The sequence below is a fragment of the Rhizobium sp. SVR5-2C genome (genome assembly GCF_056755115.1).
In genome coordinates this window covers 1-25,850 of sequence record NZ_JBNDHT010000074.1, presented here as the reverse complement: position 1 = coordinate 25,850, position 25,850 = coordinate 1, and the positions used below count along the sequence as shown (strand labels likewise).

At 59.4% G+C, this 25,850-nt stretch carries 28 protein-coding genes and 1 riboswitch; of the genes, 13 read left to right on the top strand and 15 right to left on the bottom strand.

The genetic code is table 11. From position 1 onward, the window contains the following. Nucleotides 1–30 precede the first annotated feature (30 nt). Nucleotides 31–843 (bottom strand): DeoR/GlpR family DNA-binding transcription regulator, encoded by an 813-nt coding sequence (locus tag ACPYOI_RS20640; protein ID WP_481418556.1) that lies wholly within the window; start codon nucleotides 841–843, stop codon nucleotides 31–33. A gap of 195 nt (nucleotides 844–1,038) precedes the next feature. Here ACPYOI_RS20640 and ACPYOI_RS20635 point away from each other — a divergent pair, with 195 nt between their 5' ends. Together ACPYOI_RS20635 and rhaI are read left to right on the top strand one after the other, a co-directional pair. Then, nucleotides 1,039–3,135, top strand: coding sequence for a bifunctional rhamnulose-1-phosphate aldolase/short-chain dehydrogenase (locus ACPYOI_RS20635; protein WP_481418557.1), 2,097 nt, complete (start codon nucleotides 1,039–1,041; stop codon nucleotides 3,133–3,135). A 202-nt stretch (nucleotides 3,136–3,337) separates the two neighbouring features. Further along, complete coding sequence (rhaI, locus tag ACPYOI_RS20630; RefSeq protein WP_481418558.1) at nucleotides 3,338–4,630, top strand: L-rhamnose catabolism isomerase; 1,293 nt, start codon at nucleotides 3,338–3,340, stop codon at nucleotides 4,628–4,630. A 66-nt stretch (nucleotides 4,631–4,696) separates the two neighbouring features. Here rhaI and ACPYOI_RS20625 read toward each other — a convergent pair whose 3' ends face one another. Further along, nucleotides 4,697–5,155, bottom strand: a complete 459-nt coding sequence (locus ACPYOI_RS20625; protein WP_168830260.1) for a carboxymuconolactone decarboxylase family protein — start codon at nucleotides 5,153–5,155, stop codon at nucleotides 4,697–4,699. Between the two features lie 114 nt (nucleotides 5,156–5,269). On the opposite strand from ACPYOI_RS20625, the gene ACPYOI_RS20620 reads away from it, so the two are divergent. Continuing rightward, the gene (locus ACPYOI_RS20620) at nucleotides 5,270–6,145 is read left to right on the top strand and encodes a sigma-70 family RNA polymerase sigma factor (RefSeq protein WP_481418559.1); all 876 of its coding nucleotides are present in this window, start codon (nucleotides 5,270–5,272) and stop codon (nucleotides 6,143–6,145) included. Between the two features lie 78 nt (nucleotides 6,146–6,223). On the opposite strand, the gene ACPYOI_RS20615 is transcribed toward ACPYOI_RS20620, so the two are convergent. Continuing rightward, nucleotides 6,224–6,433 (bottom strand): hypothetical protein, encoded by a 210-nt coding sequence (locus ACPYOI_RS20615; protein WP_481418560.1) that lies wholly within the window; start codon nucleotides 6,431–6,433, stop codon nucleotides 6,224–6,226. 129 nt (nucleotides 6,434–6,562) lie between these two features. Here ACPYOI_RS20615 and ACPYOI_RS20610 point away from each other — a divergent pair, with 129 nt between their 5' ends. Continuing rightward, nucleotides 6,563–7,186, top strand: a complete 624-nt coding sequence (locus ACPYOI_RS20610) for a TetR/AcrR family transcriptional regulator (RefSeq protein ID WP_481418561.1) — start codon at nucleotides 6,563–6,565, stop codon at nucleotides 7,184–7,186. 82 nt (nucleotides 7,187–7,268) lie between these two features. Next, entirely contained in the window at nucleotides 7,269–7,457 is a 189-nt protein-coding gene (locus ACPYOI_RS20605; protein WP_481418562.1) for a hypothetical protein, read from the top strand. 9 nt (nucleotides 7,458–7,466) lie between these two features. On the opposite strand, the gene ACPYOI_RS20600 is transcribed toward ACPYOI_RS20605, so the two are convergent. After that, a complete protein-coding gene (locus tag ACPYOI_RS20600) occupies nucleotides 7,467–7,904 on the bottom strand; it encodes a DUF1810 domain-containing protein (RefSeq protein WP_481418563.1) in 438 nt (145 codons plus the stop codon). Nucleotides 7,905–7,979: 75 nt separating this feature from the next. Beyond that, nucleotides 7,980–8,285, bottom strand: a complete 306-nt coding sequence (locus tag ACPYOI_RS20595) for a hypothetical protein (RefSeq protein ID WP_481418564.1) — start codon at nucleotides 8,283–8,285, stop codon at nucleotides 7,980–7,982. A gap of 231 nt (nucleotides 8,286–8,516) precedes the next feature. Between ACPYOI_RS20595 and ACPYOI_RS20590 the strand changes: the two genes are divergently transcribed. Then, entirely contained in the window at nucleotides 8,517–9,887 is a 1,371-nt protein-coding gene (locus tag ACPYOI_RS20590; RefSeq protein WP_481418565.1) for an amidase, read from the top strand. Nucleotides 9,888–10,042: 155 nt separating this feature from the next. Further along, nucleotides 10,043–10,843 (top strand): HpcH/HpaI aldolase family protein, encoded by an 801-nt coding sequence (locus tag ACPYOI_RS20585; RefSeq protein WP_481418566.1) that lies wholly within the window; start codon nucleotides 10,043–10,045, stop codon nucleotides 10,841–10,843. A gap of 4 nt (nucleotides 10,844–10,847) precedes the next feature. Here the strand turns inward: ACPYOI_RS20585 and ACPYOI_RS20580 are convergent, their stop codons facing one another. From ACPYOI_RS20580 to ACPYOI_RS20550, 7 genes are all read right to left on the bottom strand, one after another. Continuing rightward, on the bottom strand, nucleotides 10,848–11,519 hold the full coding sequence (locus tag ACPYOI_RS20580; RefSeq protein ID WP_481418567.1) for a spermidine synthase: 672 nt from the start codon (nucleotides 11,517–11,519) through the stop codon (nucleotides 10,848–10,850). Between the two features lie 100 nt (nucleotides 11,520–11,619). Then, complete coding sequence (locus tag ACPYOI_RS20575; protein ID WP_168833772.1) at nucleotides 11,620–11,910, bottom strand: hypothetical protein; 291 nt, start codon at nucleotides 11,908–11,910, stop codon at nucleotides 11,620–11,622. 194 nt (nucleotides 11,911–12,104) lie between these two features. Then, complete coding sequence (locus ACPYOI_RS20570) at nucleotides 12,105–12,869, bottom strand: 3-oxoacyl-ACP reductase (protein ID WP_481418568.1); 765 nt, start codon at nucleotides 12,867–12,869, stop codon at nucleotides 12,105–12,107. A gap of 12 nt (nucleotides 12,870–12,881) precedes the next feature. Further along, nucleotides 12,882–13,682 (bottom strand): bifunctional hydroxymethylpyrimidine kinase/phosphomethylpyrimidine kinase, encoded by an 801-nt coding sequence (gene thiD, locus ACPYOI_RS20565; protein ID WP_481418569.1) that lies wholly within the window; start codon nucleotides 13,680–13,682, stop codon nucleotides 12,882–12,884. Continuing rightward, entirely contained in the window at nucleotides 13,679–14,314 is a 636-nt protein-coding gene (gene thiE / locus ACPYOI_RS20560) for a thiamine phosphate synthase (protein WP_481418570.1), read from the bottom strand. Before thiE ends, thiD begins: the two co-directional genes overlap by 4 nt. Further along, entirely contained in the window at nucleotides 14,311–15,114 is an 804-nt protein-coding gene (thiM, locus tag ACPYOI_RS20555) for a hydroxyethylthiazole kinase (RefSeq protein ID WP_481418571.1), read from the bottom strand. Before thiM ends, thiE begins: the two co-directional genes overlap by 4 nt. 53 nt (nucleotides 15,115–15,167) lie before the next feature. Next, a riboswitch (TPP riboswitch) is annotated at nucleotides 15,168–15,264 on the bottom strand. Between the two features lie 151 nt (nucleotides 15,265–15,415). After that, the gene (locus tag ACPYOI_RS20550; protein ID WP_481418572.1) at nucleotides 15,416–15,892 is read right to left on the bottom strand and encodes a cupin domain-containing protein; all 477 of its coding nucleotides are present in this window, start codon (nucleotides 15,890–15,892) and stop codon (nucleotides 15,416–15,418) included. A 599-nt stretch (nucleotides 15,893–16,491) separates the two neighbouring features. Between ACPYOI_RS20550 and ACPYOI_RS20545 the strand changes: the two genes are divergently transcribed. Beyond that, nucleotides 16,492–17,466 carry an O-antigen ligase family protein gene (locus ACPYOI_RS20545; protein WP_481418573.1) on the top strand — a complete coding sequence of 325 codons (975 nt, stop codon included), beginning with the start codon at nucleotides 16,492–16,494 and terminating at the stop codon, nucleotides 17,464–17,466. Nucleotides 17,467–17,470: 4 nt separating this feature from the next. Here the strand turns inward: ACPYOI_RS20545 and ACPYOI_RS20540 are convergent, their stop codons facing one another. The 3 genes from ACPYOI_RS20540 to ACPYOI_RS20530 form a co-directional block, all read right to left on the bottom strand. Then, entirely contained in the window at nucleotides 17,471–18,175 is a 705-nt protein-coding gene (locus tag ACPYOI_RS20540; protein ID WP_481418574.1) for an HAD family hydrolase, read from the bottom strand. After that, nucleotides 18,168–19,148, bottom strand: coding sequence for an ATP-grasp domain-containing protein (locus ACPYOI_RS20535; protein WP_481418575.1), 981 nt, complete (start codon nucleotides 19,146–19,148; stop codon nucleotides 18,168–18,170). The genes ACPYOI_RS20540 and ACPYOI_RS20535 overlap by 8 nt, the downstream gene beginning before the upstream one ends. A gap of 64 nt (nucleotides 19,149–19,212) precedes the next feature. Continuing rightward, a complete protein-coding gene (locus ACPYOI_RS20530) occupies nucleotides 19,213–20,127 on the bottom strand; it encodes a methionyl-tRNA formyltransferase (protein WP_481418576.1) in 915 nt (304 codons plus the stop codon). Between the two features lie 241 nt (nucleotides 20,128–20,368). On the opposite strand from ACPYOI_RS20530, the gene ACPYOI_RS20525 reads away from it, so the two are divergent. The 5 genes from ACPYOI_RS20525 to ACPYOI_RS20505 form a co-directional block, all read left to right on the top strand. After that, entirely contained in the window at nucleotides 20,369–21,436 is a 1,068-nt protein-coding gene (locus ACPYOI_RS20525) for a glycosyltransferase (RefSeq protein ID WP_481418584.1), read from the top strand. A 163-nt stretch (nucleotides 21,437–21,599) separates the two neighbouring features. Beyond that, nucleotides 21,600–22,451 (top strand): ATP-binding protein, encoded by an 852-nt coding sequence (locus ACPYOI_RS20520; RefSeq protein ID WP_481418577.1) that lies wholly within the window; start codon nucleotides 21,600–21,602, stop codon nucleotides 22,449–22,451. Nucleotides 22,452–22,465: 14 nt separating this feature from the next. Beyond that, nucleotides 22,466–23,074 carry a sugar transferase gene (locus ACPYOI_RS20515; RefSeq protein ID WP_481418578.1) on the top strand — a complete coding sequence of 203 codons (609 nt, stop codon included), beginning with the start codon at nucleotides 22,466–22,468 and terminating at the stop codon, nucleotides 23,072–23,074. Between the two features lie 102 nt (nucleotides 23,075–23,176). Then, a complete protein-coding gene (locus tag ACPYOI_RS20510; RefSeq protein WP_481418579.1) occupies nucleotides 23,177–24,136 on the top strand; it encodes a class I SAM-dependent methyltransferase in 960 nt (319 codons plus the stop codon). A 437-nt stretch (nucleotides 24,137–24,573) separates the two neighbouring features. Further along, a partial coding sequence (locus tag ACPYOI_RS20505) for a nucleoside-diphosphate sugar epimerase/dehydratase (RefSeq protein ID WP_481423302.1) occupies nucleotides 24,574–25,850 on the top strand: 1,277 nt, incomplete at its 3' end.

Genomic DNA, 25,850 nt, shown 5'->3' with positions numbered 1-25,850 from the left:
AATCGACTGTTCACACCTCGCCGGCGCCTCTTATGCGACCGACGAGGAATCCTCCTTCACAACTTGCAGGCCGACGCTCGCAACCACGAGCGTAACGCCTGCGTCTTCGATCATCTTGACGGCCTCCTCTGTAATGCCATCATCGGTGATGATCGTCGAAATGCGATCGAGCGGGCATAGAATGAGGCTCGACCGGCGGCGAAACTTGCTGGAATCAACCATGACGACGAGTTCGTCGGCCTGATGCATCAGCTTCTGTTCGCTTTGAATAATCTGCGCGTCAGCCTCCATCACGCCAAGCGGGCCGACGCCCTGTGCGCCGATGAAAAAGCGCCTCGCATAGAAATTGCGGATCGCGTCATTGTCGAAGGGCGACAGGATGAGGCTCTGCTCGCGATAGATGACCCCGCCCGGCACGGTCACCGTGTTCTTGGAGTGCTTGACCAAGTGCTCGGCGATCGCGAAGGAATTCGTCATGACCTGCATGCGGTGCCCGGACATGTAATGCACCATCTGGAACGTCGTGGTGCCGCCATTGATGATGATGGCGTCGCCCGGATCGCAGAGATCGACGGCCGCGCGAGCAATTGCACGCTTCTTATCGATATTGAGCGATTCTGAGACCTTGAAGGGCCGCCCTGCAAGATTGCCGAGCTGCGGCGGATGCACGGCTTCGGCTCCGCCCCGCACGCGCCGGATCTTGCCCTGCACATGGAGGGCCGCAATATCTCGACGGATCGTGGCCTCGGAAGCCTCGGTCAATTCAGCAATGTCCTGAATCGTGACGACCGACTTTTCCTGTACCGCGCTCAAGATGATGCGATGGCGTTCGCGTTCGTGCATTGGGCTCCTCCCTTAGTCATATTTATTTCGCATCCGTTAAAAGCTGTCAATCAAAAACGCTCAAGAATATTCATATTGCGCTGCACAATAACGGTTTTTGATCGTTTTCGATTGACAGCGCGCGTTTTGATGAGCGATACCATGATCGGAAGGAACGTGGATTTTGTCCGCGCTGAAGACACAAGGGAGGATGAAATGGCAGCCACCGTCCGGCTTCTTGAGAACCGTTGGGACGACTCTTATGCGGCGAGGCTCGATGAGCCCGGCAAGCTGCTCTACCGCTCGAATCTCTTGGGTGCAGACAAGCGCATCACCAATTACGGCGGCGGCAACACCTCCGCTAAGGTGATGGAGACCGATCCGCTGACCGGTGAGAAGGTCAAGGTTCTTTGGGTCAAGGGCTCCGGCGGCGACGTCGGAACGATCAAACTCGACGGTTTCGCAACGCTTTATCAGGAAAAGCTCGAGTCCTTGAAGAGCATCTACAAGGGTGTCGAAGACGAAGACCGTATGGTCGGCTTTCTGCCGCACTGCACGTTCAACCTGAATGCGCGCGCCGCTTCCATCGATACGCCGCTGCACGGGTTCGTGCCCTTTACGCATGTCGATCATATGCACCCGGATGCGATCATCGCCATCGCCGCTTCCAAGAATTCCAAGGAACTGACAAAGCGGATCTTCGGCGATGAAATCGGCTGGCTGCCGTGGCGTCGTCCGGGCTTCCAGCTCGGTCTCGATCTCGAAGCTTTCGTCAAGGCGAACCCCAATGCCAAGGGCGTGGTTCTCGAAAGCCATGGCCTGTTCACCTGGGCGAATGACGCCAAGGCCTGCTACGCGCTGACGCTCGACATCATCAACACAGCAATCAAATGGTTTGCCGAGCAGACCGAGAACAAGACGATCTTCGGCGGAGCAGCGGTGCAAAGCCTGCCGGTTGCCGAGCGGCGTGCCATCGCCGCCCGCCTGATGCCGGAAATCCGCGGCCGGATCGGCAAGCAGGAGCGCAAGCTCGGCCACTTCGACGATCAGGATGCGGTGCTCGAATTCGTCAATTCGAAGGAGCTTCGTCCGCTCGGCGCGCTTGGTACCAGTTGCCCGGACCACTTCCTGCGCACGAAGATCCGCCCGCTGATCATCGATTTCGATCCGGCCAAACCGGATATCGATGCGATCGTTGCCGGCCTCGACAAGGCGTTGGAAGACTACCGCGCCGATTACGCCCGCTATTACAATGACTGCAAGCACGACAATTCGCCCGCCATGCGCGATGCGAACTCTGTGATCTTCCTCGTTCCGGGCGTCGGCATGCTGTCCTTTGCCCGCGACAAGGCAACCGCCCGCATCGCCAGCGAATTCTACGTCAACGCGATCAATGTCATGCGCGGCGCTTCGACGGTTTCTGAATACCAGGGCCTGCCGGAACAGGAGGCCTTCGATATCGAATACTGGCTGCTCGAGGAGGCGAAGCTTCAGCGCATGCCGAAGCCGAAGAGCCTTGCCGGCAAGGTGGCATTCGTTACCGGCGGCGCCGGCGGCATCGGCCGTGCAACGGCGGCGCGCCTGGTAGGCGAGGGCGCCTGCGTGGTTCTGGCCGACATCGACCAGGAAGCACTGGAGGCGACGAAGGCTGATTTCGCCGAGCAGTTCGGCGCCGATGCGGTTCGCGGCGTCAAGCTCGACGTCACCAAGGAAGACGCGGTGATCTCGTCCTTCGCGGAAGCCTGCGTTGAGTTCGGCGGTGTGGATATCCTCGTTTCGAACGCGGGTATCGCTTCCTCCGCTCCGATCGAAAGCACCGAGCTTTCGATGTGGAACAAGAACATCGACATTCTCACGACCGGCTATTTCCTGGTCTCCCGCGAAGCCTTCCGCTTGTTCCGCAGGCAGGCCCTCGGCGGCAACGTCGTCTTCGTCGCGTCGAAGAATGGTCTTGCTTCCTCGCCGAACGCCGCGGCCTATTGCACGGCGAAGGCTGCCGAAATCCATCTTGCCCGCTGCCTGGCGCTGGAGGGGGCAGAGGCAGGCATTCGCGTCAATACGGTGAACCCGGATGCGGTGCTGCGCGGCTCCAAGATCTGGAGTGGCGAATGGCGCGAACAGCGCGCTGCCTCGTCGAAGATCGAGGTGGACGAACTTGAGGAACATTACCGCAAGCGCTCGATGCTGAAGCTTAACGTTTTCCCGGAAGATATTGCCGAAGCAATCTATTTTCTCGCTTCGGATCTTTCGGCGAAGTCCACCGGCAACATCATCAACGTGGATGCCGGCAACGCCCAGAGCTTTACGCGGTAGGGCGGTAAAGTTTCCCTTCTCCCCAGCAGCGGGGAGAAGATGCCCGTTAGGGCAGATGAGGGGATGCCGAGCGAAGTGAGGCGTGCCTTGAACGGGTAGCGAAAGGCCCATGGGTATTCCGGTGAGTAGGCCCCCTCATCCGGCCCTTCGGGCCACCTTCTCCCCAAGGGGAGAAGAGAAGGCGACATATCGGGAGGAAATCATGACTGAACTGAAGATCGCGCGGGACGTCATTGCGCAGGAAAACGACAAGCGCGCAAAAGCGCTCAAGGAAGATTACGATGCGCTCGGCGCTACGCTTTCCCGTCGCGGCGTCGATATCGACGCCATCACAAAGAAGGTTTCCGAATTCTTCGTTGCCGTTCCTTCCTGGGGCGTCGGCACCGGCGGCACGCGTTTTGCCCGCTTTCCCGGAACCGGAGAGCCGCGCGGCATCTTCGACAAGCTGGACGATTGCGCCGTCATTCATCAACTGACGCAGGCAACGCCGACGGTCTCCTTGCATATTCCGTGGGACAAGACCGACGCGAAGGAGCTGAGGGCCAAGGGCGATGCTCTGGGCCTGGGCTTCGATGCGATGAATTCAAACACCTTCTCCGACGCGCCCGGCCAGAAGCACTCCTATAAGTACGGTTCGCTGAGCCATACGGATGCCGCGACGCGCGCTCAGGCGGTCGAGCACAATCTAGAATGCATCGAGATCGGCAAGGCGATCGGCTCGAAGGCGCTGACAGTCTGGATCGGCGACGGCTCGAACTTCCCTGGCCAGAGCAATTTCACCAAGGCCTTCGAGCGCTATCTCGCCGCAATGGCGGAAATCTACAAGGCGCTGCCGGACGACTGGCGGCTCTTCTCCGAGCACAAGATGTACGAGCCCGCCTTCTATTCGACGGTGGTGCAGGACTGGGGTACCAACTACCTGATCGCACAGACGCTGGGGCCGAAGGCGCAATGCCTCGTCGATCTCGGCCATCACGCGCCGAACACGAATATTGAAATGATCGTGGCCCGCCTGATCCAGTTCGGAAAGCTTGGCGGCTTTCATTTCAACGACTCGAAATATGGCGACGATGATCTCGATGCCGGGGCCATCGAGCCCTATCGCCTGTTCCTGGTTTTCAACGAGCTGGTCGACGCCGAACATCGGGGCGTCAAGGACTTCCGCCCGGCGCATATGATCGATCAGTCGCATAACGTCACCGATCCCATCGAGAGCCTGATCAACAGCGCCAACGAGATTCGCCGCGCCTACGCGCAGGCGCTGATCGTCGACCGCAAGGCGCTGTCCGGCTATCAGGATGAGAATGATGCGCTGATGGCGACCGAGACGCTGAAGCGCGCCTACCGCGCCGATGTGGAGCCGGTCCTCGCCGAAGCCCGCCGCCGTGCAGGCGGTGCCATCGATCCGGTCGCGACTTACCGGGCAAGCGATTATCGCAGGAAGGTCTCCGTCGAACGTCCCGCTTCGGCAGCCGGTGGCGGCGGCATCATCTGAAAAACGTCGACAAAGCCTCCCAAGGCTCCGCGGCCGCCGCTTCATCGAGCGGCGGCCGGTGCTGGATCAGGGCTTCCACTCGCCGGCGATCTGCCGGGTGGCGACGTTCAGCCGGTTCCACACATTGATGTTGGCGATGGCGATGACGAGAGCGGCGAGGCTCTTGCCGTCGAAATGGCGCGTGGCTTCGTCCCAGATCCCGTCTGGCACGGGGTCGGCGCGGTCGCTGAGGCGAGTCACAGCCTCGGTCAGGGCCAGCGCGGCGCGCTCGGCATCGGAGAAGTAGGGCGCCTCGCGCCAGGCCGATACCGCAAAAAGCCGCTCGTCCGTCTCGCCAAGCTTGCGGGCAATGCGCGGATGACCGTCGACGCAAACCCCGCAGCCGTTGATCTGGCTAGCGCGCAGACTGACGAGTTCCAGGAGCTTGGGAGAGAGCCCGACCTTAAGAGGAACGTCGCTTAGTGCCATGAGCGCCTGCATGGCTTCCGGAAGAACGACGGCCGGATTTCCCATTCTCGATTGCATGATATGTCTCCTTGTCTATTTCGTCGGTTCAGCGATGACGAGGCCGGCCGCTGTCACATCGGCCTGCATTCGTTCGTCATGGTGTTGACGGACCACGCGAGGAGGATGTGACCGATGGATGAGAAAAAATTTCTGACCGACCAGTTCGAAGCGTACCGGACGCATCTGAATGCGGTGGCCTATCGCATGCTTGGCTCGCACACCGAAGCGGACGACGCGGTTCAGGAGGCGTGGCTCAGGCTTAGCCGCTCTGGTACAGGTGAGATCGGCAATGTCGGCGGATGGCTGACGACTGTGGTTGCTCGCATCTGCCTCGACATGCTGCGTTCCAAGAAATCGCGACGCGAAGATCCGCTGGATCCGCCCGTGCATGACACGATTGCGGATATGGGAAGGTCTGCCGACCCCGAGCGGGAAATAGTGCTCGCAGATTCCGTCGGTGTGGCGCTTCTCGTCGTGCTGGAGCAGCTGACTCCGGCCGAACGCGTCGCCTTTGTGCTGCACGACATGTTCGACCTGCCCTTCGATGAGATTGCACCAATCATCGGCCGCAGCTCGGATGCCACGCGGCAGCTCGCCAGCCGTGCGCGCCGGCGTGTGCAGGGAAAGACGGAGGTGCGCGAGGCCGACGTCGAGAATAAGAAAAAGGTCGTCAGCGCCTTCCTAGCCGCTTCGCGCGACGGCAACTTCCAGGCGCTGCTTTCGCTTCTCCATCCCGACGTGGTTTTCGCGCTCGATGCAACGGCCGTGCGTTTGAGAGATATCGGCGAACTGCAGGGTTCACAGGCGGTTGCCAACGCATTCAACGGGCGGGCACGCGGCGCGCTACCTGCCTTCGTGGAAGGCGGGTTGGGTTTCATCGTCCGCATCCAGGATCAGCTGCTCATCGTTGTTAAAATCGCCTTTGATGGCGACAAGATTTCAAGGATCGAAGCGATCGCCGATCCGGATCGTTTGCAGCGGATCGATTATATGCTCTTCGAGCAGTAAGGCGTGCCAAAACAGCGAAAGCCGCCGCTGGGGGAAGGCGGCGGCTTTCGCACGGGGCAGGGAATGTCCCCGGGGGAGCTAGCAGAAGCAGCAAACCGTCGCGGGGTTCGTGCCGTTCCGGTTGGCTATCGCATTAATAAAGTTACCTACCTTGGATTCCCGTTTGCGGGCTGCCGTCTCAAGGAGTTGCTTGAATTCTTCAAGCTTTACGCCATCGGCGCGCATCACCATGGCGATCAGCGGGTCGTGAAGGGCTTCGGATATCGTCAGGTCATTGCGCTTTCTCATGGCTCATTCCTCCTTTCGTGGGCAAGTCGCCCGTGCTCCGCTCCGCCGCCAGCTCTCTCGGCATTGACTTCGGCGAACAGCGGTGTTACCGGTAAGTAACAGCTCATTTGTTACCGATCGGTCACATCGATGTCAAGGACTTCGTCCGTAAAAAAATCAGAAACTTCGCAAGACATCTCCCAAGCTCTCACAGATGAGAAAATTCCCCCAAGGGAACGCATCGTTTCGACGGCGTCGGAGCTTTTTCGGGAGCATGGCATCCGCGGCATCGGTGTCGATGCGATCGCGGACGCGGCACTCACGAACAAGATGACGCTCTACCGGCATTTCGGTTCGAAGGATGAACTGGTCTGCGAGACGCTACGCCGCGCCTCAGAAAAAGCCGAACAGATTTGGCGTGATCTCGAGCTGGCGCATCCGGGTAATCCTCGCGCGCAACTCGACGCATGGGTTCAGGCGCGCGCCGACTGTCTGAGTGGCGAACCGGCAGGTTGCGATCTCGCCAATGCGGCAATCGAACTGAAGGAGCAGGGGCATCCTGCCCATGACGTGATAGAACGCCACAAGGCCGGGCAGCGTCAGCGCCTGGCCGCGCTCTGTTCCGCCGCGGGAGCCCACGAGCCGCAGCTTCTTGCCGATACGCTGATGCTTCTGTTCGAGGGCGCCCGCGTCACCCGGCAGGCGATGGGCAGCGGCGGCTGCTGCAGCCACTTTTCAAAAGCCTGCAACACGGCAATTGCGTCGCTCTGCTGAGGTTGCGGCCGCATCGGAACCTTCCATTTTCGAGATCGTTTCTCCCAACGGGGTCTAAGTTCAATATCGAAACGGAAGAGATATGAACTACACCTATCTCCATCGTCTGTATGCGACGCGCGCCGAGCTGGAAGCCAAGCTTGAACTTCACGTTGCGCGCAACTGCTTCGGCGAGGAGGAAGTCGACGATGGTACGGACTCTGAGCTGCGCGAGCGCATCAATGAAGTCTCCGAGGAGATTGCCGAACTGGAACGCTCACCTAGCGGCTAATTCCTGACCCTAGGTTAGGGCGTTCAGGATTTCGACCGTACGTTCATCGAACTTCCCGTCGTAGAACCGGTTGATCGCTTCATGAAAGCGCGAACCGGCGTCGCTGACGGCTGCAAAAAGCGTCAGGGAAGAACGCAACTTGAGATCATCCGGAGAACCGAGGATTTCGTGAGCCGTGCGGCCTTCGACCGAGAGGATGGCCTGGACGCAGCGAACGAGGCGACTGCCCAGAATGGGATCGGCTAGATAGGCGGCGGCCTCCTCCACCGAGCGGATCGCATATTTTTCGGCCATTGCCGACGAGCCGAGCCCGGCAATCTGGGGGAAGATGAACCACATCCAGTGCGAGCGCTTCCGCCCCGATCGGAGCTCTTCCAGGGCGCCATCGTAAACGCCGTTCTGCGCATCGATGAAGCGCTCGAGATTAAAATCAATATCATCGGTCATCATCCTTCTCCTTGTCGTCTGAAACACATTGAAGACGATAGATTTCCATGCCGGTGATTTCGGTCAGAATCCTCGTCAGCACTCTCTGTCCGGATAGGGGCTGTATTCGCGGCAGGAATCCGAACTCTCGAAGGGCTCCGACACAGCCGCCGGCGCAGCACCTGCCGTAGCGGTAGTTTGGGATTCCGGAGAGCCGAGATGGGCAGTCAGCCCGGCGAAACCGAGGAGGACCAAGGCCCCTGCCACGACCAGTCGCTCTGCGACCGAAAGCTTGCGGGCGCTGAGATGTTCCACGTAGCCGCGCTCGCCCTCGCCGGTTGCTTCGTCATCCGTTGTGTGATGCGCCGGTACATCGCCGCGGCTCCAAGTATCATGTGTCATTTCATTGCTCCTGCTGCACGGCAGGGGCCGTTCACATCCAAAATATGTTAGCCGGCGTTGTTCCTACGTGCGGCCGTGATGTGGTCTTCCGACGAATGGAGTTGAAGTGCCGATCCGCAAACTCAGTGTTCATAAAATCGAACCAATTGCCGGGATCGCGATAAACAGGGGTGACTCATGGCTGCGATCCGCGATATTTCGAGTCAAGATGATCATTTTTCGGATTCTCCCATGACCAAGTCGTTCGGTGCGATGTCCGTCGCGCAACTCTCTCTTCTTATTCAAAGCCGCGCCGCCGACCCGGTCGAAGTCGTAGCTTCAATTTTCGAGGAAATCGAAAGCCACCCGGACAAGGCGATCTTCACGGTGCTCCTGAAGGAGCGCGCGATGAATGAGGCCCGAGCCTCTTCCAAGCGAATCCGCGAGGGCCGCTCACTAGGGCTGCTTGATGGTATTCCAATCGCGTGGAAGGATCTCTTCGACATCGAAGGGATCGCAACGACGGCAGGTTCGAAGGTTTTGGCAAGTGCCGCACCCGCCGCGCAAGACGCAGCAGTCGTCACTGCGCTGAAACAGGCGGGGATGATTGCCCTCGGGCGAACGAATATGAGCGAATTCGCTTTCTCCGGTCTCGGCATCAATCCGCATTACGGCACGCCGCACAACCCTCACGGAAAGGACATGCCTCGTATCCCGGGTGGGTCGTCCTCGGGTGCGGGCGCCGTCGTCGCTGCTGGCCTCGCGCCGGTCGCGATGGGAACCGACACCGGCGGGTCGGTACGTATCCCGGCTGCCTTCAACGGCGTCGTGGGCTACAAGGCCACCCGTGGCCGCTATGCCATGGATGGCGTCTTTCCGCTTGCCAAGAGCCTGGATTCGCTCGGTCCGCTCTGCCGAACGGTCCAGGACGCGGTCTGGATCGACGCTGCAATGCGCGGCCGTACGGCGCCGGAGGTGCGCGCCCGTTCGCTGAAGGGCATCGAGATTGCCGTTCCGCAGAATGTGGTCTTCGATGGCGTCGAGCCGGGAGTGGCGGCTGCCTTCGATGCGGCGATGGAACGCCTAGTAAAGGCAGGCGCCGTCATCAGCCGTGTGGAAATGCCAGCATTCGACGAGATATTGGCAGCAATGGCTCGACATGGAGCGCTGGTGACCGCGGAAGCCTTTGCGCTGCATCGCGACCGCCTGTCCGGGCCGGAAGCCGCCGATATGGATCGGCGCGTCGTCATGCGCACGCGCCTCGGCGATAAGACCTCAATGCCGGAGTACATAGCGATCCTGGAACTGCGCGAGCGGCTCATTGCTGAAAGCCAGCGCCTGATCGGTGACAGGCTGGTGGCGTTTCCTTCCGTCGCCCATGTGGCTCCGCCGATCGCACCCCTTGAGACGGATGACGATCTCTTTGTTGCGACAAATGCCAAGACGCTGCGTAACACGATGCTTGGCAACTTTCTCGATTGGTGCGGAGTATCGATCCCCTGCGGCACCGGCGATGCGGGAATGCCGGTCGGCTTCCTGTTGTCGGCGCCGGCCAATTGCGACGAAGCGCTGCTCGGCGCGGCGCTTTCGGCTGAAGCGACAATTCGTGGAGATTTCATTTGAAGTTCCAAGGCTTCGTTGCCTAGGATGCGGGCGATAGAGGAGGGCGGGGATGCCGGAGGATTTGCCGAGTGACCGTTTCGTGGCGCGCCTGCGGAAATCATTCATCGAAGAGAAGACTGGCAATACGCTCTCTTGAGCGTTGAAGGGAGAATGGCATGACGGAAGTATCGGCAATCGACGGCTTTGCAGAGAAGATCAGGACGGGCGGGCATGGCGGCCTGCTTTCCGCCTGGGTCGGAATACCCGAACCTATGTTTGTCCACCACCTCGCGCAGGAAGGCTTCGATTCCGTCGTTTTCGACATGCAGCATGGGATGTGGGACATGGCATCGGCATCGAATGCCGTCGGTCAATGCCGTTCCGCCGGAAAGCCCGCGATCGCCCGTATCCCGGTCGGCGATTTTGCCGTTGCGTCACGTCTTCTTGACGCCGGCTGTACCGGTATCATTGCTCCGATGGTCAATTCGGTCGCAGACGCGCAGGCTTTGGTCAAGTTCACGAAATACCCGCCGCTCGGCGAGCGTAGCTGGGGACCGACGCTGGCGCTCAACCACATGAGGCTTTCGGCGGATGAGTACCTTCGCACGGCCAACCAGCTGACACTCACAATTGCCATGGTGGAGACACGGGCTGCCCTTGAGGCGGTCGACGGCATTCTTGGTGTCGAAGGCATCGACGGCATTTTCGTCGGACCTGCCGATCTTTCGATCGCGCTCTCAAATGGGGCAAAGCTTGCGCCGGATACCGACGAAATCGACAGAGCGCTGGCGCATATCATCGCCCGCTGCCGCGCCCACAAGAAGTTTGTATGCGCCTTCGGCAGCGATGGCGCACGCGCGGGCGCTTTGCTGAAACTTGGCTGCGATCTTGCGATACCAAGTGCGGACACAGCGCAGTTGCGCAGCGGCGCCGCCAGATCGATTGCTGCTGCCCGGACATTTGCTGCCGGCGGCTGAGCAGCTACCTGACGGCTAGCCAGATTACATGCCGCGCGCCACCGCGTTTGCCGTTGGCGCGCGTGTTGACCGCGTCCACCGAAAATCCGCTGTCGCGCAGCCTGCGGGTAAAGCCCGGATCGGGCGCCGAGGACCAGATCGCAAGCACGCCGCCGGGACGAAGCGCGTGGCGAGAGGCACGGATGCCGTTGAAATCGTAGAGCCGGTCGTTGGATTTGCGGGTCAGTCCATCCGGGCCGTTATCGACGTCGAGCAGGATTGCGTCGAAGCTCACGCTCGCCGAATGGATCACTTCGCCGACATCGCCCTGCTGGATCAAGACTCGCGGATCGTCGAGACATCCCTTGAAAACGTCTGCCATCGGACCGCGAGCCCAGGCGACGACCGCCGGCACCAGCTCAGCAACAACCACCTCGGCATCTGCCGGCAGGACAGCAAGTGCGGCCCGGAGCGTGAAGCCCATGCCGAGGCCGCCGATGAGAACTCTCGGGTGTTTCCGGCTCTTGATCCGCTCATAGGAAAGGGTTGCAAGCGCTTCCTCGGAGCCGCTGAGACGGCTGTTCATCAACTCGTTGGACCCGAGCATGATGGAGAACTCGCCACCTCGTTGCTTGAGGCGCAATTCCCCACCCTCCCCGGGGATGGTCGCGGAGTCGAGCTGTATCCAAGGTAGCATAGCGGCAATGCCTCACGTAAATTCGTGCCCCCCTAGCATGAAACGCACGCTAGTGAGACACAAATTGACGTAGGGGCACCGCAGCGGCTGTTTTTCCTAGTCAGGGGCAAGCCTGGCCGTAGCGGCTGGTCTTGGGCGCGACACCACGCTTCGGCGGCGGGCAACGGGCGGCATCCAACCTGTCGCGCGGTATGACGACATCGATACTGCCCGTCGGCATGGTATCGATGGGGAAGGCGAGCCGATTCATGGAGTCGTATTCCGGCGAGGTGCCGAGAGGGGGAGTGCCGTCGAAGCGGCCTGTATAATCCATGCCCGTATTGGATTGCGCCAACACGGGACCAGCTATGCCGAGAAAGACAATCGAAGTCACCGCGATGATCGTGCGCATGATCAAATTCCTCCCAGGTTGATCAACCCGGCGAGAATATCACAAACGGCCCGTTTGTTCCTGCATCTTCGATCACATCAGCGGGAGTGTTTCCCTTGGAAGCCAGCGGGTTCAGCGCGCCGCCCAATTGGCGCCGCGCCGGAAGATCGGCGTCCTCTCAAGCAAGAGTGCGAGACCGGCGGTATGCAGGCGCTCTAGCCGAAGACAAGTCCACCGTCGACGATGAGGTTTTGGCCGGTTACGGCGCGTGCCCAGGGGCTTGCGAAGAAAAGGACCGCATCGGCCGCTTCTTCCGGTGTCGTGACGCGGCGAAGCGGCGTGCTCGCTGCGATCAGATCGAAGACGGCCCCAGGGGTGGCACTGCTTGCATCCGTTGTGCGCAACAGCCCCCCGGAAACCATGTTCACCGTGATGCCGAGCGGTCCGAGCTCAGCCGCCGCCGTCCGCGTCAGCGAAAGCAATGCGCCCTTGGCGGCCGTGTAGTCATGATAGGGTACTACCGGGTTCTGGAAGAGGTTGGTGCCGATCGTGACAAGGCGGCCGAAGCCCGCGGCAGCCATCGCTGGACGGGCGGCCTGAATGAGGTTCAACGCGCCTTTCACCGCGGTGTCGAGCTGCGAGGTCATCCCCTCCCAGGTGATCTGGTCGAGTTTGGGGCGGGCATCGCCGTTGAAGCTGAAGTCCGCGAGTGCGTTGTGAACGATCGTCGTCGGCGCGCCGAAGGCCGCAGTGACGTCGTCTACGAGCTGTTTCACCTGGCAGGCATCGCGGACATCCGCCTGGAATGCTCTCGCCCGGCTGCCAAGCTTCAAGGCAAGCGTCTCGGCTTCCTTTCCGCTGGCGCGATAATTGACGGCAACCTTTGCGCCTTCGCGAATGAAAGCCGTTGCGATTGCGGCACCGAAGCCGCGTCCGGCGCCGGTGACGATGACTGTCTGCTCGCTGATCGGCAGGCTCATTTGAATATCCTTTTACTTCCAGAGCTGATGAAAATGCTGAACCGGACCGTGACCCTCGCCGACGCTAAGCGAATCTGCCGAAGCAACGGCCTCAGCCAGGTAGTGCTTGGCCGTGGTCACGGCATTTTTCAGCAGTGCACCCTTTGCCAGTTCGGCGGCAAGCGCGCTCGACAGCGTGCAGCCGGTGCCGTGGGTGTTCTTCGTAGGGACCCGCGATGCCTCGTACCAGGTGATGCCGTTTTCGCTCGCGAGCACATCGGGGCTCTCCGCGCCCTCAAGATGTCCGCCTTTGACGAGAACGGCAGCGGGGCCGAGGGCGCGAAGCCTTTCCGCTTGCAGCGCCATGGCCTCACGGGTTTCGGCCGGCCTCTCTCCAAGAAGGGCTGCCGCTTCAGGCAGATTGGGGGTGAGCAGCGTTGCGAGCGGCAGAAGGCGGCTCTTGAGGACGTCGATCGCCGTAACGTCGAGCAGGGCCGCACCTCCCTTGGCGATCATCACCGGATCGAGGACAACGGGAACGCCGCGGTGCGGCGAAAGCGCATCGGCGACAGCTTCGGCAATCGGCGCATTGGCAATCATGCCGATCTTGACAGCATCGACGCGGACATCGGCGAAGACCATGCGGATCTGTTCGGCGACGAATTCGGGCGGGACGAGATGGACGCCGGAAACGCCGCGCGTATTCTGCGCCGTCAACGCCGTCAGAACGGCCATGCCGTAGGTACCTCGCGCAGAAAAGGCCTTGAGATCAGCCTGGATGCCTGCGCCGCCCGAAGGGTCGGAGCCGGCGATGGAAAGAACGTTGTAGATCATGCGCCTGCCTTTCTGATGGCTTCGGCAATGCCGGCAGCGGCTTGCCGCGGATCGGGCATCCCACAGATGGCGGAAACCACCGCGAGGCCCTTGGCCCCTGCCGCAAGGACCGGACCGGTATGGCTCGCCTTGAGGCCGCCGATCGCGACTGCCGGTACGGGGCAGGCTTTCACCAGCGCCGCCAATCCGTCGATGCCGATCGGCGGCTCGTGATCCGGCTTGGTCGATGTGGCGAAGACAGGGCCTATGCCGGCGTAGTCGATGATCGCGGGATCGACGGCCGCCGCCAGCTCTTCGGTTTCGACCGAAAGACCAAGGATCATCGATGGGCCAATGCGCTCACGGGCGTTGCGGGCGTGCATGTCGTTCTGGCCGACATGCAGTCCATCCGCACCGATCGCAATTGCGGCTTCGACGTCGTCGTTGACGATCAAAAGCGCGCCCGTTCCGGTAAGCGCCGCTTTCAGTGCCCTGCCGGTCTCGATCATGCTTGCCGTAGCGGCATGTTTGTCCCGAAGCTGTACGATGGTCGCCCCTCCGGAAACTGCGGCGCGGGCCGTTTCGACCATGCCGATGCCGGCGCAAAGGTCTCGATCGAGAACGAGATAGAGAGAAAGATCGAAGCGCTTCATGCCGCCGTCACCCGCGCTTCCGCATCAAGCGTCGCAGCGTCCAACCCAGCAAGCGCGTCAAGGAAACGCCATCCGAAAGAGCCCGGACCGTCCGCCCGGGCTGCAGCCTTTTCGCCTGCGACCGCAAAACTGGCGAGCGCCGCCACGGTGGCGTCGAAAGGTTCATCAGGGACCGTCGCGGCGAAGGCCCCGACGAGGCAGGTCAGCGAGCAGCCGAGAGCCGTAACTTGTGGCATCAGTGGCGATCCGCCCGCAATTCGACAGGCCCTCGTTCCATCGGTGACGAAATCGACCGCTCCGGTGACGGCTACTACGCTGCCGTATTGTCTGGCGAGGCTGCGCGCGGCCTCTTCCGCCTGCTCGACCGGGTCACGGCTGTCGACGCCCTGGCCGCGGCTCTCGCCGCCGCCGAGCGCGATGATCTCCGACGCGTTACCTCGAATGATCGCCGGCTTCAGGTCCAGAAGCAGCGCCACGGCTTGCCGGCGGAAACCGGTTGCATAATGGGCAACCGGATCGAGAACCCAAGGCTTGCCGTTTGCTACCGCCGATCTGGCCGCATTTTGCATACCCTTCAGCCAATTCGCGGACAGCGTTCCGATGTTGATGGTCAGCGCGCCGGCGATCGCGGCAAACTCGCCGGCTTCCTCTTCGGCATGGACCATGGCGGGGGAGGCGCCTGCGGCGAGCACAACGTTGGCCGCGATATTCATCGCGACATAGTTGGTGATGCAATGAACGAGCGGCGCCGAAGCGCGCATTGCTGCAAGGAGTTTTCCAGGCGAGTTTTGTGTCTGCATTTTGCCCCTTTTCCGACGGGGCAAAGACGCGTGGAGCCTGGCCAACAAGAAGAAAGGGGCTCCGAGCGACTCCCTCCGCCGGCATGATCCGGTTCAGGTTCGAAGGGTGCTTCTCAGCCCGTCTTGCAACGAACGCCCCTGTCTCTCACTGCGATCTTCATCGCAGACAAACGCCCGGCTGTCACCTCGAAAATGTGCATGCCTGCTCTGTGAACGTGGAGCCGGCACCAATATGGCCCAGGGCTGTCGGATTGACGGAAGCGCTGGCTGCGTAGTCCGGTTGCGAGAGAGCCCGATACATTCAGGTTCTGTGAACAGGGTCTATCCAGCGCACCTCTTCGGGCTTTTCCGCAGGCTCGATGTCCAGATTCACGACGATGGGCTCCTGGCCGGAGCGGACAATCACGCACTCGAGCATGTCATCGCGGCTGGCGTTGATTTCCTGATGCGGAACATAAGGCGGGACGTAGATGAAATCGCCGGGGCCGGCCTCTGCGACGAACTCGAGATTCTCGCCCCAGCGCATCCGCGCCTTGCCTTTGACGACATAGATAATGCTCTCGAGATCGCCGTGATGGTGCGGGCCTGTTTTGGCATTGGCATGAATTGTCACCGTTCCGGCCCAGATTTTTTCCGCACCGGCACGCGCTTGGTTGACCGCGGCCGCGCGGTTCATGCCGGGTGTCTGCGCCGTATTCGGATCGAGCGAATTACCCGGAATCACCTTCACCCCCTGTTCGCGCCAGTCGATAGGTCCGTGCTCGTGGTCATGCGACATATTCTTCTCTCCGTGTTATGAAAACAGGCTCCAATGACGCGAAACAAGAGGCCTAGCCAGGCACCAAGGCGGAGATGCCCTGCTGGGCTAGCACGTGGTGGCCCTCTCCGGCTTGCTTAAAGGCCGTGAAGCCTGCGTCTCGCAACTTGTGCTTAATGGTACATGCATTGATGCGCCGCGTGTCAACCTCACAGGGAATGGCGTTCTGACATTTTTCGGAAGTGATCGGGGCTAACCCGATTAGGTGACGATACTTCGCTCTCAGGTAATTTAGAATAGTCTGGACGGCGGAGGAGTTAGCGATGAACTCAAATGATGTTACATCGGCTGGCGAACTCAGTGAGCCCACATATGCTCACGAGCAGCCTACAGGCGCGTCATTCTCCCGGTCTATCGAGTCATATGCATTTTTCGCGGCGATATTTTTCTGCTCGATGAATTACTTCCGAACTGATTACGTATATTTCACCGTCGCTGACCTGGCTTTCCTGGTTTGCTTCTCGTTTGCCGCCATAAACGGGCATATCGCGATCGATTCCCTCGGCAGACAGAGTACAGCGGTTTGGTGCTTCGGGCTTGCTTTGCTGCTTCTAGGACTGATGGCAAGCAGCATCGCAAGCCCAGCGCCGGATCGCGGGCTTATCGTCGTTCTGCAATATTTTTATGCCTATTTCATCATACTGCTCGTGTTGGGGGGAAGGTCCTACGAAGAACTCGTCACCGCCGCGAAACTCTACGTTCTTTCGATAGTCACCATTTGCCTTCAAGGCATCTATCTCATTCACGTCGTAGGAGCGAAGAATACGCAATTCGTCAGCGGAAACGGGCGTTTCAGCGGTTTCATGGAGAGGGAGAACGAATGCGCCGCCGTAATCGCACTGGCGGTCCCAATCCTGTTCCTGCTCGTGTCGTTGGGCAAGATCAACAGGCTTGTCGCGTTCGTTGCGTTCGCCCTCCTGGCATATGGCCTTCTCCTGACCGGCTCGAACACGGGACTTCTTGGCTTCGGCATCGGCATCGGCATCTACCTTTTGTTCAATCTGACGTGGAGAAGGGCTGTGCTTGCCGCAGTGTTCTGCCTCGGCGTGCCACTGATCGTGGAAACACAGATGCATGACTATCTGCCGACAGTTTTCCAAAGGCGCGTGCTGAGCGCCGTTGAGACGGGAGATATCACTCAGGCGGGAACATTCGGCTATCGCATTCAACTCATGCAGGAGGCGTCCGGTCACCTGAGCGAGACGCTCCTGCTGGGTTTCGGAGCGGACCAGTACAGAGAATTCAGTTTCATCGGGCAGCCGGTGCATAATGTTTATCTGCTTCTCTGGACGGAAGGTGGTTTGATCGCTGCGCTCGGCTTCGTCGCGATGTGCCTGAGCGTCATCGGACCGGCAATCAGCGCGGCGCGACTGAAGGGCGGCCTTCGGTACGCGATTTGTATCTTCGCGACACTCGCGGCGCTTTTGGCGATGGCGAATGGGATGCCGCACATGTATGGACGCTTCTGGCCGGTTCCGCTGCTTATACCTGCCGTTCTGGCGCACGCCTTCGTCAGGCAGTCGGAGGATGCTTAGTCCCTTAGCGCTCGTCGCGACGAGCGCGGAGCGCTGCAAGGCATGTATCGAGATCGAGGAGACTTGAGATCACCGCATGGGCCCCATGGTCGGGAATCGAGTGTTCCCGCATATGGATGCGCCCCACGCGCGCAATCTGGATCGTCCACCAACCCAGCTGCCTTGGGGCGATAAAATCCTTTGACGGATTATCGGCGATGTAAACCAGATCCGAGGGCGGCACGCCGGACCATTCCTGCACGGCTTCGAACGCTCTTGGATGCGGCTTCCAGAACTCGCGGCCCCAAGCGTCCGTATAGATGATATGGTCAATAAACTCCTCAAGCTTCAGCGCGTTGACCTTTGCCATTTGTGTTGCGACATAGCCATCGGTTATGAGGGCAGTCCGACCACTCCGTGCGGGATTGCAAAGATATTGCCGTGCATCAGGGGCGAGGGCGATGCGGGGAAGATGGTGCCGGTAGACCTCGACCATTTTGTCGACGAGCGACTGATCGCAGGCCACGCCCGCAGCGGCAAGTGCCTCGTCGAACACGCGTGAACGCCTGCCTGCAGCGAAGATCGCGTGGCAGTAATCGGCAAAGTTCGTGACTCCCACCTCCTGCTCCAGCCACGCGGCCGCTGTCTCAAACCCGCTCCTTGCGAATTCGCTTTCGAGATAGAGCGTGTCATCCAGATCAAAAACGAGGACGGCGTGTGTCTCACTCATCTGCGCCATCCACAAAGATCGCTTGGTCGTAACGCAGCATCAGCGCGCCGGCCCGCCAATCATTATGACAGCTCGGTGGCAGGCCCGAGACTTCCTCAAGCAGCCATTTGGCAAATCGTGCTCCGGCATAATCGGCCAGTGGATAGCCGCCTCCGAAACGCGCGTTAATCTCGATGACCTTCGGCCCCAGGGCTGCATCATCGATGATTTGAAAGCAGAACACGCCTCTCAGTTCCGGCAGAGCCCCAACGATACCGTGAGCGATGACGGCATGTTCCGGATGGCGTTCGGTGATGCCTTTTTCAACCTCGCCGGCCCTGATGCGAATGCGGCGATGTGTGATCACCGTTTGCAAGCTGCCGCGAGCATCGATGAAGGCGTTGACCGTGTATTCCGGGCCCGTGAGGTTTTCCTGCGCAATCATGGGCTCGCTGACCTTGGCGGGCAGCTCATCGGGTGAGGCAACAATCCTGATCGCCCGGCTGGCGCTTCCGGACCTCGGCTTCATAAAGATCGGCCATGACCATTCGCCGGCCGCGACGAAGTCTTCAAGCGCAACGGTACGGGGAACGGGGACGCCGGCCGCCCCGAGCACGGCTATCGTCGTGAGTTTGTCGCGAACGATGTCGATCACCGCCGGGGGGCTCACATGAACGCGGCAGCCGAAGGCCGCGAAATCCTCGAACGCATAGGCGAGCGGCAGGAGTTCTGGGTCGATCGTGGGAATAACGAGATGAATGTGCTCGCGGGATGCTATCTCCTGCAAAGCAGGAACGAACCCGGCGTCGCCGACAGCCGGAACTGCATATCGCGCATCGGCAGAGCGGCAGGCAGCACTCATGTCGGGTTCGAGGTCGGACGCGACGACCCTCAGCGAGATTCCCATTTCTTTCGCTGCCTTTCGAAAGCACTCAATGAGCGCGACCCTTCGGCCAGCGGACGAGATCAGGATGCTGATCGCTCCCGACGTCATTGGCATATCCCTTCAATCATCCGTGCCTTCGGCGCTTCGGCAGAATGACGACTGCTGATTTCGTTCAAGCAGAGAGGACGCGCCGCAGGTGACTGTGCATCGGCGGCCGGGGTTTACGGGGCCGCCAGCTGTTGACGTCTATACACCTGCCGTCGCCACACATGACGAGGAACCCGCAGTCGCTCACCGCTTGGATCTGTCCGGGAAGGCCGATATATCGATCCGGGTGGGGGAATAGCTCGGCCGCGTCTATGTAAATTCTCTTGCCTCCGCTATGCGTAAAGGCGCCAGGATAGGGATCTCCTACTGCCCGTATGAACCGCACAATATAGCTTGCGGGCAGACGCCAATCGATCAAGCCGTCCTCAGGCCGGCGCCTCGCGCAATAAGAAGCCTGGGTTTCATCTTGCGGGATCCCCGGCGCACTGCCGGCTTCAATCATTTTGACGGCTTGGGGGACCATTTCCCGAACGTTCAGCATTTGCTTCGAGTAAAGGCTGCGGGCTGTCTCGTTATGGGCCACATCGAAAATCCGCTGCAGCAGGATCGGCCCGGAATCCACACCGTCATCGAGCCAGAAAAGCGTCGATCCCGCCGTCTGCTCTCCGCGAAGAATGGTCCACGCAATGACGCCGCGTCCCCTCAGCTGGGGAAGGGCGGCCGGGTGGAAGCCAATGCTGCCGATGCGGGCTAGTTCGCGGAATGGGCGACGGCATATCTGGGACCATCCGATGACTAGGATGATGTCCGGATCGGCGCTGGCAATCCTCGCGAGAGTCTCGGCGGAATTTATGTCGGTGGTATAGCAGACTGGAATGTTTTCTGCGGCCGCCATCGAAGCAATATCGGCAAAGTCCGAATGCCGTTGAGCAGCGGTGAGCGGCAGGGTAATCACGAGGGCGGGCGAGCACCCCGAGGCTAAAAGCGCTGCCAGGGCGACTCTGGAACCTTCCACAGCTCCGACGAATACGATCCGCATTCGGCAATCCCGGGATTACATCGACTTGTACCCAGCGAGGCGACAAGACCCCGGTGGCATTGTATCAAGAAAGGCGAGGCTTCACGGAAATCCATTTTGAACCTATAAAAACACGAGTGTGCAACGGCTGTCCAGAGGCGTTGCAGTGTGCCGCCTTGCCGGTACCTGGAGGAGCATCGTGGCCAGGGCAGATGTCGTGCATGTCATCACTAACTTCACCGCACATGCGGGCGCCGAAACCATGCTCGCGCGGCTGCTGCATTCGTCAGACGATACGCGGATACTGGTTGTATCACTCATCGGAATCTCGGAACGCAACCTGAGGATCTCCGCCAATCCTCGCGTCGAATACGTCGCGCTCAAAGCCACGAGATTGACTTCTCTGGCGAATGCTACGTTCAAACTTGCAAAATTGATCAAGCGGGAGAGACCGCGTGTCATCGTGTGCTGGATGTACCATGCGATGATCATCGGCACGCTTTCGGCGTTAACGGCTCGCACGGGCACTCCCGTCATCTGGAACGTCCGGCAGTCGCTGGATGATTGGGCATCGATGACGCGGAGTTCACGCGTGGCTGTGACGATGGCAAAATGGCTGTCCTGGCATCCTACCGGATTTATCTTTAATTCAGCCAGAGCACTGCGGATGCACACAGCAGCCGGTTACCAGACGCGCAATGCCGTTGTCATACCCAATGGTTTTGAGCTGCCGCAGCTTCCCAGCCTTCGGCCACGAACGGCTAAGCGGATCGGCATTGCAGCGCGGTTTCATCCGCAGAAGGACCATTTGACGTTCTTCGGCGCAGCGGCCCTTCTCCTTCAAACGCATCCCGAACTCACATTCGTCGCTGCCGGAAGCGGACTTTCCTGGCAAAATCCCGCCGTCACCCAGATGATCTCGGCCGCGGGCCTGCCGCGCCAGAGCGTTGAGCTGTTGGACGAGATCGAGGATATGGCCGGCTTCTATCAATCGATAGACATCCTCGCGCTTTCTTCGCGCACCGAGGGTTTCCCGAATGTCCTAGCCGAGGCGATGAGCTATGGGCTGCCCGTCGTCACTACTGACGTCGGTGACGCTGCAAGCCTCATCGGTGACGGCGGACTGGCGGTACCACCCAGAGATCCCGCAGCCTTGGCCGCGGGGATACAAAAGCTTCTCGACAGCGGCCCGGCTCGTTATGTTGAATATGCTGGCGCCGCGCGGCGCCGCATCGAGGAAGAATACGCGTTGGAAGTCGTTGTCCGGAAATACGCCGATTTCCTGAACTCAGGAAAAACAACCGGTGATCGAGAATCAACAGCTATGTAATACTTTCGGACTATTAGATAGTCCGAGATCGTCATCTGGATCATTCCATCTTTTTGCGCAATATTCATTAGGCGCCGCCGGATGGATGCGACTACGCAAACTTCAAATACTAAAATTTGATCCCTGACATGGCTGCGCTCACCGTCGACTCGCCGGGAGATGCATGGTGCTCAGAGCAACCGAGTTTTTTTCCAAAGAGGGAGCCTCAGCTTGTGATCCAGCCGCGGAGTCGGCCTTCTTTTCCGCGCTCAAGATGCGCAACGGTACATTCAAGTTCACTCAGCCCTGCCGTTTCAGCGAACTCGAACGGGTTATTCAGCCTTTCGTGAAGGAGCGGTCGGGGTCGCTGCGAGAAGTTCTGGATATAGGGGTGTCAACTGGTGTGACGACGGTCGAATTCGCCAATTTTCTGCGGAGCAATGGCGCCTCCGCTAAAGTAATAGCAACCGACCTCTTCATTAACGCTCATATTGTTCACGCTTGGCCCCAACTCACCGTGCTTGCAGATTCGGAAGGATGGCCTCTTCAGTATGATTTCCGGGGGATCGTTGTCCGGCCCTGGATACGCCGCCTCGACTATGTCACGTTGGCGTTCGTGCCAAGGCTGCTCGCCCGGTGGCTGTTGCGAGCTCGGGCAAGAGCTTTGATCGCCTCAGGCAGCAGCGAGGTCGTGCAGATGACAACGCGGCTGCTGTCGAATGACGGCGACATCCTTTTCGTGGAGAACGACATCATGAAGCGGGCGCCGGCGTTTGCCGGTCGCTTCGATTTTATCCGCGCGGCAAATATCCTTAATCTGAATTATTTTGGCGAACGGCAGATCAATGAAGCGGTTGCCAACATCCGGTCCTATCTGCGCGGCCCCGGGGCGCTTCTCCTCGTGACGCGAACGAATAGCGCTCGACGGAATGCCGGAACGCTCTTCGAGTTGTTACCACCCGGCACTTTTCAAATTTTGAAACGGATTGGCGGCGGATCCGAAATCGAGCGTCAGATACTGCGGTCTCGGCCTTAAAGGGGGTACGGTAAATGTTGAAACGGCTCTTCGATGTGCTGTTCGCGATTACCGTCGGACTCGTGGCCTTGCCGATCCTCTTACTGCTCGGCGTGGCCGTAAGGATCATTCTCGGTTCTCCTGTCATCTTCAGCCAGGAAAGAGCTGGGAAAGAGCGGCGGCCATTCAGGATGATTAAGTTCCGGTCAATGAATGCCGCGAGAAATCGCGACGGAAGGCTTCTGAACGATGCCGAGCGAACGGGAAAATTCGGCCATGTCCTGCGTCGGTCACGGCTGGATGAGCTGCCGGAATTATGGAATGTTTTGATGGGCGAGATGAGTATCATAGGACCACGACCAATCCTGCCGGATAAGATAGAGGTCCTTGGCGAGCGTGGACTGGCGCGCTGTTCGGTTAAACCCGGACTGACCGGCTGGGCACAGGTCAATGGAAACGCCAAGCTCACTGACGATGAAAAGGTGAACCTGGATCTCTGGTACATCGAACATCGAAATTTTCTCACTGACATACTGATAATCGCCAAGACCGGCCTAGTTATGGTGTGCGGCGAGAAGCGCAACGAAAAGCACCTTGCGCAGGCGGTGTCTGCCGCGATGAACCGCGAGGTCCGCCACTTTTGAGAGGGACAGTTTGGAGCCCGACGGCAACTCCAATGTGAAGAGTTGATGGCGGCGAAGGCGGGAAATCGGGAGGCACCCACCTTCGAGGCAGGGAGAGTTGGTATGCTGATTTCCGTCGAAGAGTGTCTTCCCGCGTTGCGTTGCCCGGTCACCCGATCCAGATTGATCAGAAGCGGCGAGAATTCGCTACGCACTGAAGGGGCGCCTGAAAGCCAAAAAGACTACAAGATCGTGGCGGGGAGACCCATTCTGATCGACTTTTCCGATTCCGTGCTCGTCGAAGAAGAGGTATTCGCCGCCAACGCCAATAGCCCGATCTCGCGCCAGAAACATCATGGGGCGAAAGCTCGCATCAAGCGGCTTCTTTCACCGCAGAAAGCAGGCACTCGGAACAACGTCAAACGTCTGATTGCCGATCTGGGAAGAAGAACGCCACCAGTCCGGCTCCTGATTGTTGGCGGCGGCAGTGTGGGGCAGGGGATGGACCCGATTTACGAGCATCCTGATATTCGCGTTTACAGCTTTGATATTTACGCGACGCCAAACGTACAGTTCGTTGCGGATGCCCATCATATTCCGCTTCCGGATGAGTTCTTCGACGCAGCCATCGTTCAAGCCGTTCTCGAGCACGTCCTTCAACCCAACCAGGTGGTCGCTGAAATATGGCGCGTATTGCGACCCCAAGGCCTGGTTTATGCCGAAACCCCGTTCATGCAGCAGGTCCACGAGGGCGCGTTCGACTTCACAAGGTTCACCGAGAGCGGGCATCGCTATCTCTTTCGCCGCTTCGAAAGGTTGGACTCGGGAGCGAACGGCGGTCCCGGAATCCAGTTCATGTGGTCCGTAGATTATCTCGTCCGTAGCCTGTTTCGTTCCGTTACCGCCGGGAAGGTTGCCAAGCTCGCCTTTTTCTGGATGCAATATCTGGACCGGCTCATACCTGCGCCCTATGCCGAGGATGGCGCAAGCGGTGTCTTCTTCTATGGCAGCAAATCAGACCGAACACTGCCGCCCTCACACATTGTAAAGCATTACAAGGGCGCGCAACGTCACCACGGGTGATGTGAGGCGGCTCCGACGCGCATTCTGAAGAGTAGCCTGGGCGGCTACCGCCTCGGAAAGAAGTACTCGCATAACGGGTACGTTCTCATCCAAACGCGCAATCATTGATGAAGGCGGGGCGTGTGGGCGAAGATAATCTCCTAATGATTGAAATATAACAGACTCGCCAATATTTAATATATAGTCGGTCTAACTATAACTAATTACTCGATCTGCGCATATAATACTTGCATATAGCATTAATATAATGTGCCTTTACAAAAAAAATAGGTGATGTACCGTCACTAAATCACTCTCGGCTCCGATCGAACCGTCGCAAAACGTTGCGGAAACCTTGAGTTTTTCTGTCAATGCTGGGGAATAAAGGCACAGCATCGAAGCTTATGTTACCGCATCGCTACAGCGGGGGCGCGTTGGAGTTGCAAGAGGATGCATGGATGGAACGCGGCGACAAAGTCATCTCAGTCCATCGGCGCGGGTTACTCGTTCGACGAGACGACATTTTAGCGACATGGAAGACGATCTCAGGCGGCATATCAGACGCTTTCAACGCGGCGATGATTGCATCTAAGAAAACGGTCCGTTCGCAAGTTCGAAAGATCAGGCAGGCTCCCCGTCTGTTCGCGACCGATCTCCTTTCGGCATGCTTCGCGCTGACCTTCGCATTCATCGCGCGCTACGGCTTGGAGGATGTCGAAGCACGGCCGGAATTGGTCAATAGCCTGCTATTTGCCGGTCCCCAATATCTGGCGATTTGTGCTGTCACATTCCCCATGGCTGGCCTCTACAGCCGCAATTGGCGATACGGCTCAGTATCGGATCTTTGGACCATTCTACGGGCGGTCCTCATAACCACCGCCCTTCTGGTCTGCGTGTTGTTTTTCATGACGAGGCTGCAGGACGTACCACGCACGGCACTGTTGCTGGAGGCCCTCCTCCTTTCACTGTTCCTGTCGGGATCGCGGCTGAGCTTTCGGATCAACGAGCTGTCCGCACCGGATAATCATATCTGGTTAAGGCGACAGTCCGAGCAGGAGAAAAAAATACCGACACTGCTTGTCGGTGCAAGTGATGCGGCAGATCTCTATCTCCGTGCAGTTAGTCGGGATCGCAGCTGCATCCATCGCCCGGTTGGTATCATAGAGCCGACCGGCGCGTGCGAAGGGATGATGTTGCGGGGGGTACCGATTTTAGGAACCCTGGCGGATTTCCAGAAGATTGCCGCGGCTCTGCGTCCGTCCAACTCATTCCCTCGCCACCTCATTTTCACAGAGGCGCCATCCGTTTTCGGGGAAGACGCGTCCGAAAAGCTCATCAAAGAGGCTGAGGCGTTGGGTATCGCCGTTTCCCGTCTGTCACAGATGACGGAGTTGAAAAGAGCCAAACGAGAAAACACGTTCGAACTCAAGTCAATCGAGCTGACGGACCTGCTGGAACGGCCACAGACTGCGTTGGATAGGGAAGCTATCCTTCGGCTCATCCGCGGCCGCCGAGTTCTCATCACCGGCGCCGGTGGCTCCATTGGGACCGAGCTCACGCTTCAGATCGCGGCTTGTGAGCCGTCGCTCCTCGTTCTTGTCGAGAACTGCGAATACAATCTCTATACGATTGACCTGGAACTCGGCGAACGCTTCCCGAGCCTGCCTCGGGCAGCATGTCTGTGTAATGTCCGGCGCGTCAGCCGCGTCAGTGAAGTCTTCGAGCAGTATAGACC

Excerpts from the sequence above, each read along its gene's own strand:
- ACPYOI_RS20610 (WP_481418561.1), top strand. The coding sequence starts at position 6,563 with ATGTCAAGGACTTCGTCCGTAAAAAAATCAGAAACTTCGCAAGACATC.
- ACPYOI_RS20515 (WP_481418578.1), top strand. The coding sequence starts at position 22,466 with ATGTTGAAACGGCTCTTCGATGTGCTGTTCGCGATTACCGTCGGACTC.
- thiE (WP_481418570.1), bottom strand. The coding sequence starts at position 14,314 with ATGAAGCGCTTCGATCTTTCTCTCTATCTCGTTCTCGATCGAGACCTT.
- ACPYOI_RS20615 (WP_481418560.1), bottom strand. The coding sequence starts at position 6,433 with ATGAGAAAGCGCAATGACCTGACGATATCCGAAGCCCTTCACGACCCG.
- ACPYOI_RS20640 (WP_481418556.1), bottom strand. The coding sequence starts at position 843 with ATGCACGAACGCGAACGCCATCGCATCATCTTGAGCGCGGTACAGGAA.
- thiD (WP_481418569.1), bottom strand. The coding sequence starts at position 13,682 with ATGATCTACAACGTTCTTTCCATCGCCGGCTCCGACCCTTCGGGCGGC.
- rhaI (WP_481418558.1), top strand. The coding sequence starts at position 3,338 with ATGACTGAACTGAAGATCGCGCGGGACGTCATTGCGCAGGAAAACGAC.
- ACPYOI_RS20595 (WP_481418564.1), bottom strand. The coding sequence starts at position 8,285 with ATGACACATGATACTTGGAGCCGCGGCGATGTACCGGCGCATCACACA.
- ACPYOI_RS20540 (WP_481418574.1), bottom strand. The coding sequence starts at position 18,175 with ATGAGTGAGACACACGCCGTCCTCGTTTTTGATCTGGATGACACGCTC.
- ACPYOI_RS20535 (WP_481418575.1), bottom strand. The coding sequence starts at position 19,148 with ATGACGTCGGGAGCGATCAGCATCCTGATCTCGTCCGCTGGCCGAAGG.
- ACPYOI_RS20620 (WP_481418559.1), top strand. The coding sequence starts at position 5,270 with ATGGATGAGAAAAAATTTCTGACCGACCAGTTCGAAGCGTACCGGACG.
- ACPYOI_RS20600 (WP_481418563.1), bottom strand. The coding sequence starts at position 7,904 with ATGACCGATGATATTGATTTTAATCTCGAGCGCTTCATCGATGCGCAG.
- ACPYOI_RS20635 (WP_481418557.1), top strand. The coding sequence starts at position 1,039 with ATGGCAGCCACCGTCCGGCTTCTTGAGAACCGTTGGGACGACTCTTAT.
- ACPYOI_RS20605 (WP_481418562.1), top strand. The coding sequence starts at position 7,269 with ATGAACTACACCTATCTCCATCGTCTGTATGCGACGCGCGCCGAGCTG.
- ACPYOI_RS20585 (WP_481418566.1), top strand. The coding sequence starts at position 10,043 with ATGACGGAAGTATCGGCAATCGACGGCTTTGCAGAGAAGATCAGGACG.
- ACPYOI_RS20520 (WP_481418577.1), top strand. The coding sequence starts at position 21,600 with ATGGTGCTCAGAGCAACCGAGTTTTTTTCCAAAGAGGGAGCCTCAGCT.
- ACPYOI_RS20570 (WP_481418568.1), bottom strand. The coding sequence starts at position 12,869 with ATGAGCCTGCCGATCAGCGAGCAGACAGTCATCGTCACCGGCGCCGGA.
- ACPYOI_RS20575 (WP_168833772.1), bottom strand. The coding sequence starts at position 11,910 with ATGCGCACGATCATCGCGGTGACTTCGATTGTCTTTCTCGGCATAGCT.
- ACPYOI_RS20590 (WP_481418565.1), top strand. The coding sequence starts at position 8,517 with ATGACCAAGTCGTTCGGTGCGATGTCCGTCGCGCAACTCTCTCTTCTT.
- thiM (WP_481418571.1), bottom strand. The coding sequence starts at position 15,114 with ATGCAGACACAAAACTCGCCTGGAAAACTCCTTGCAGCAATGCGCGCT.
- ACPYOI_RS20550 (WP_481418572.1), bottom strand. The coding sequence starts at position 15,892 with ATGTCGCATGACCACGAGCACGGACCTATCGACTGGCGCGAACAGGGG.
- ACPYOI_RS20580 (WP_481418567.1), bottom strand. The coding sequence starts at position 11,519 with ATGCTACCTTGGATACAGCTCGACTCCGCGACCATCCCCGGGGAGGGT.
- ACPYOI_RS20530 (WP_481418576.1), bottom strand. The coding sequence starts at position 20,127 with ATGCGGATCGTATTCGTCGGAGCTGTGGAAGGTTCCAGAGTCGCCCTG.
- ACPYOI_RS20525 (WP_481418584.1), top strand. The coding sequence starts at position 20,369 with ATGCTCGCGCGGCTGCTGCATTCGTCAGACGATACGCGGATACTGGTT.
- ACPYOI_RS20510 (WP_481418579.1), top strand. The coding sequence starts at position 23,177 with ATGCTGATTTCCGTCGAAGAGTGTCTTCCCGCGTTGCGTTGCCCGGTC.
- ACPYOI_RS20625 (WP_168830260.1), bottom strand. The coding sequence starts at position 5,155 with ATGCAATCGAGAATGGGAAATCCGGCCGTCGTTCTTCCGGAAGCCATG.
- ACPYOI_RS20545 (WP_481418573.1), top strand. The coding sequence starts at position 16,492 with ATGGCAAGCAGCATCGCAAGCCCAGCGCCGGATCGCGGGCTTATCGTC.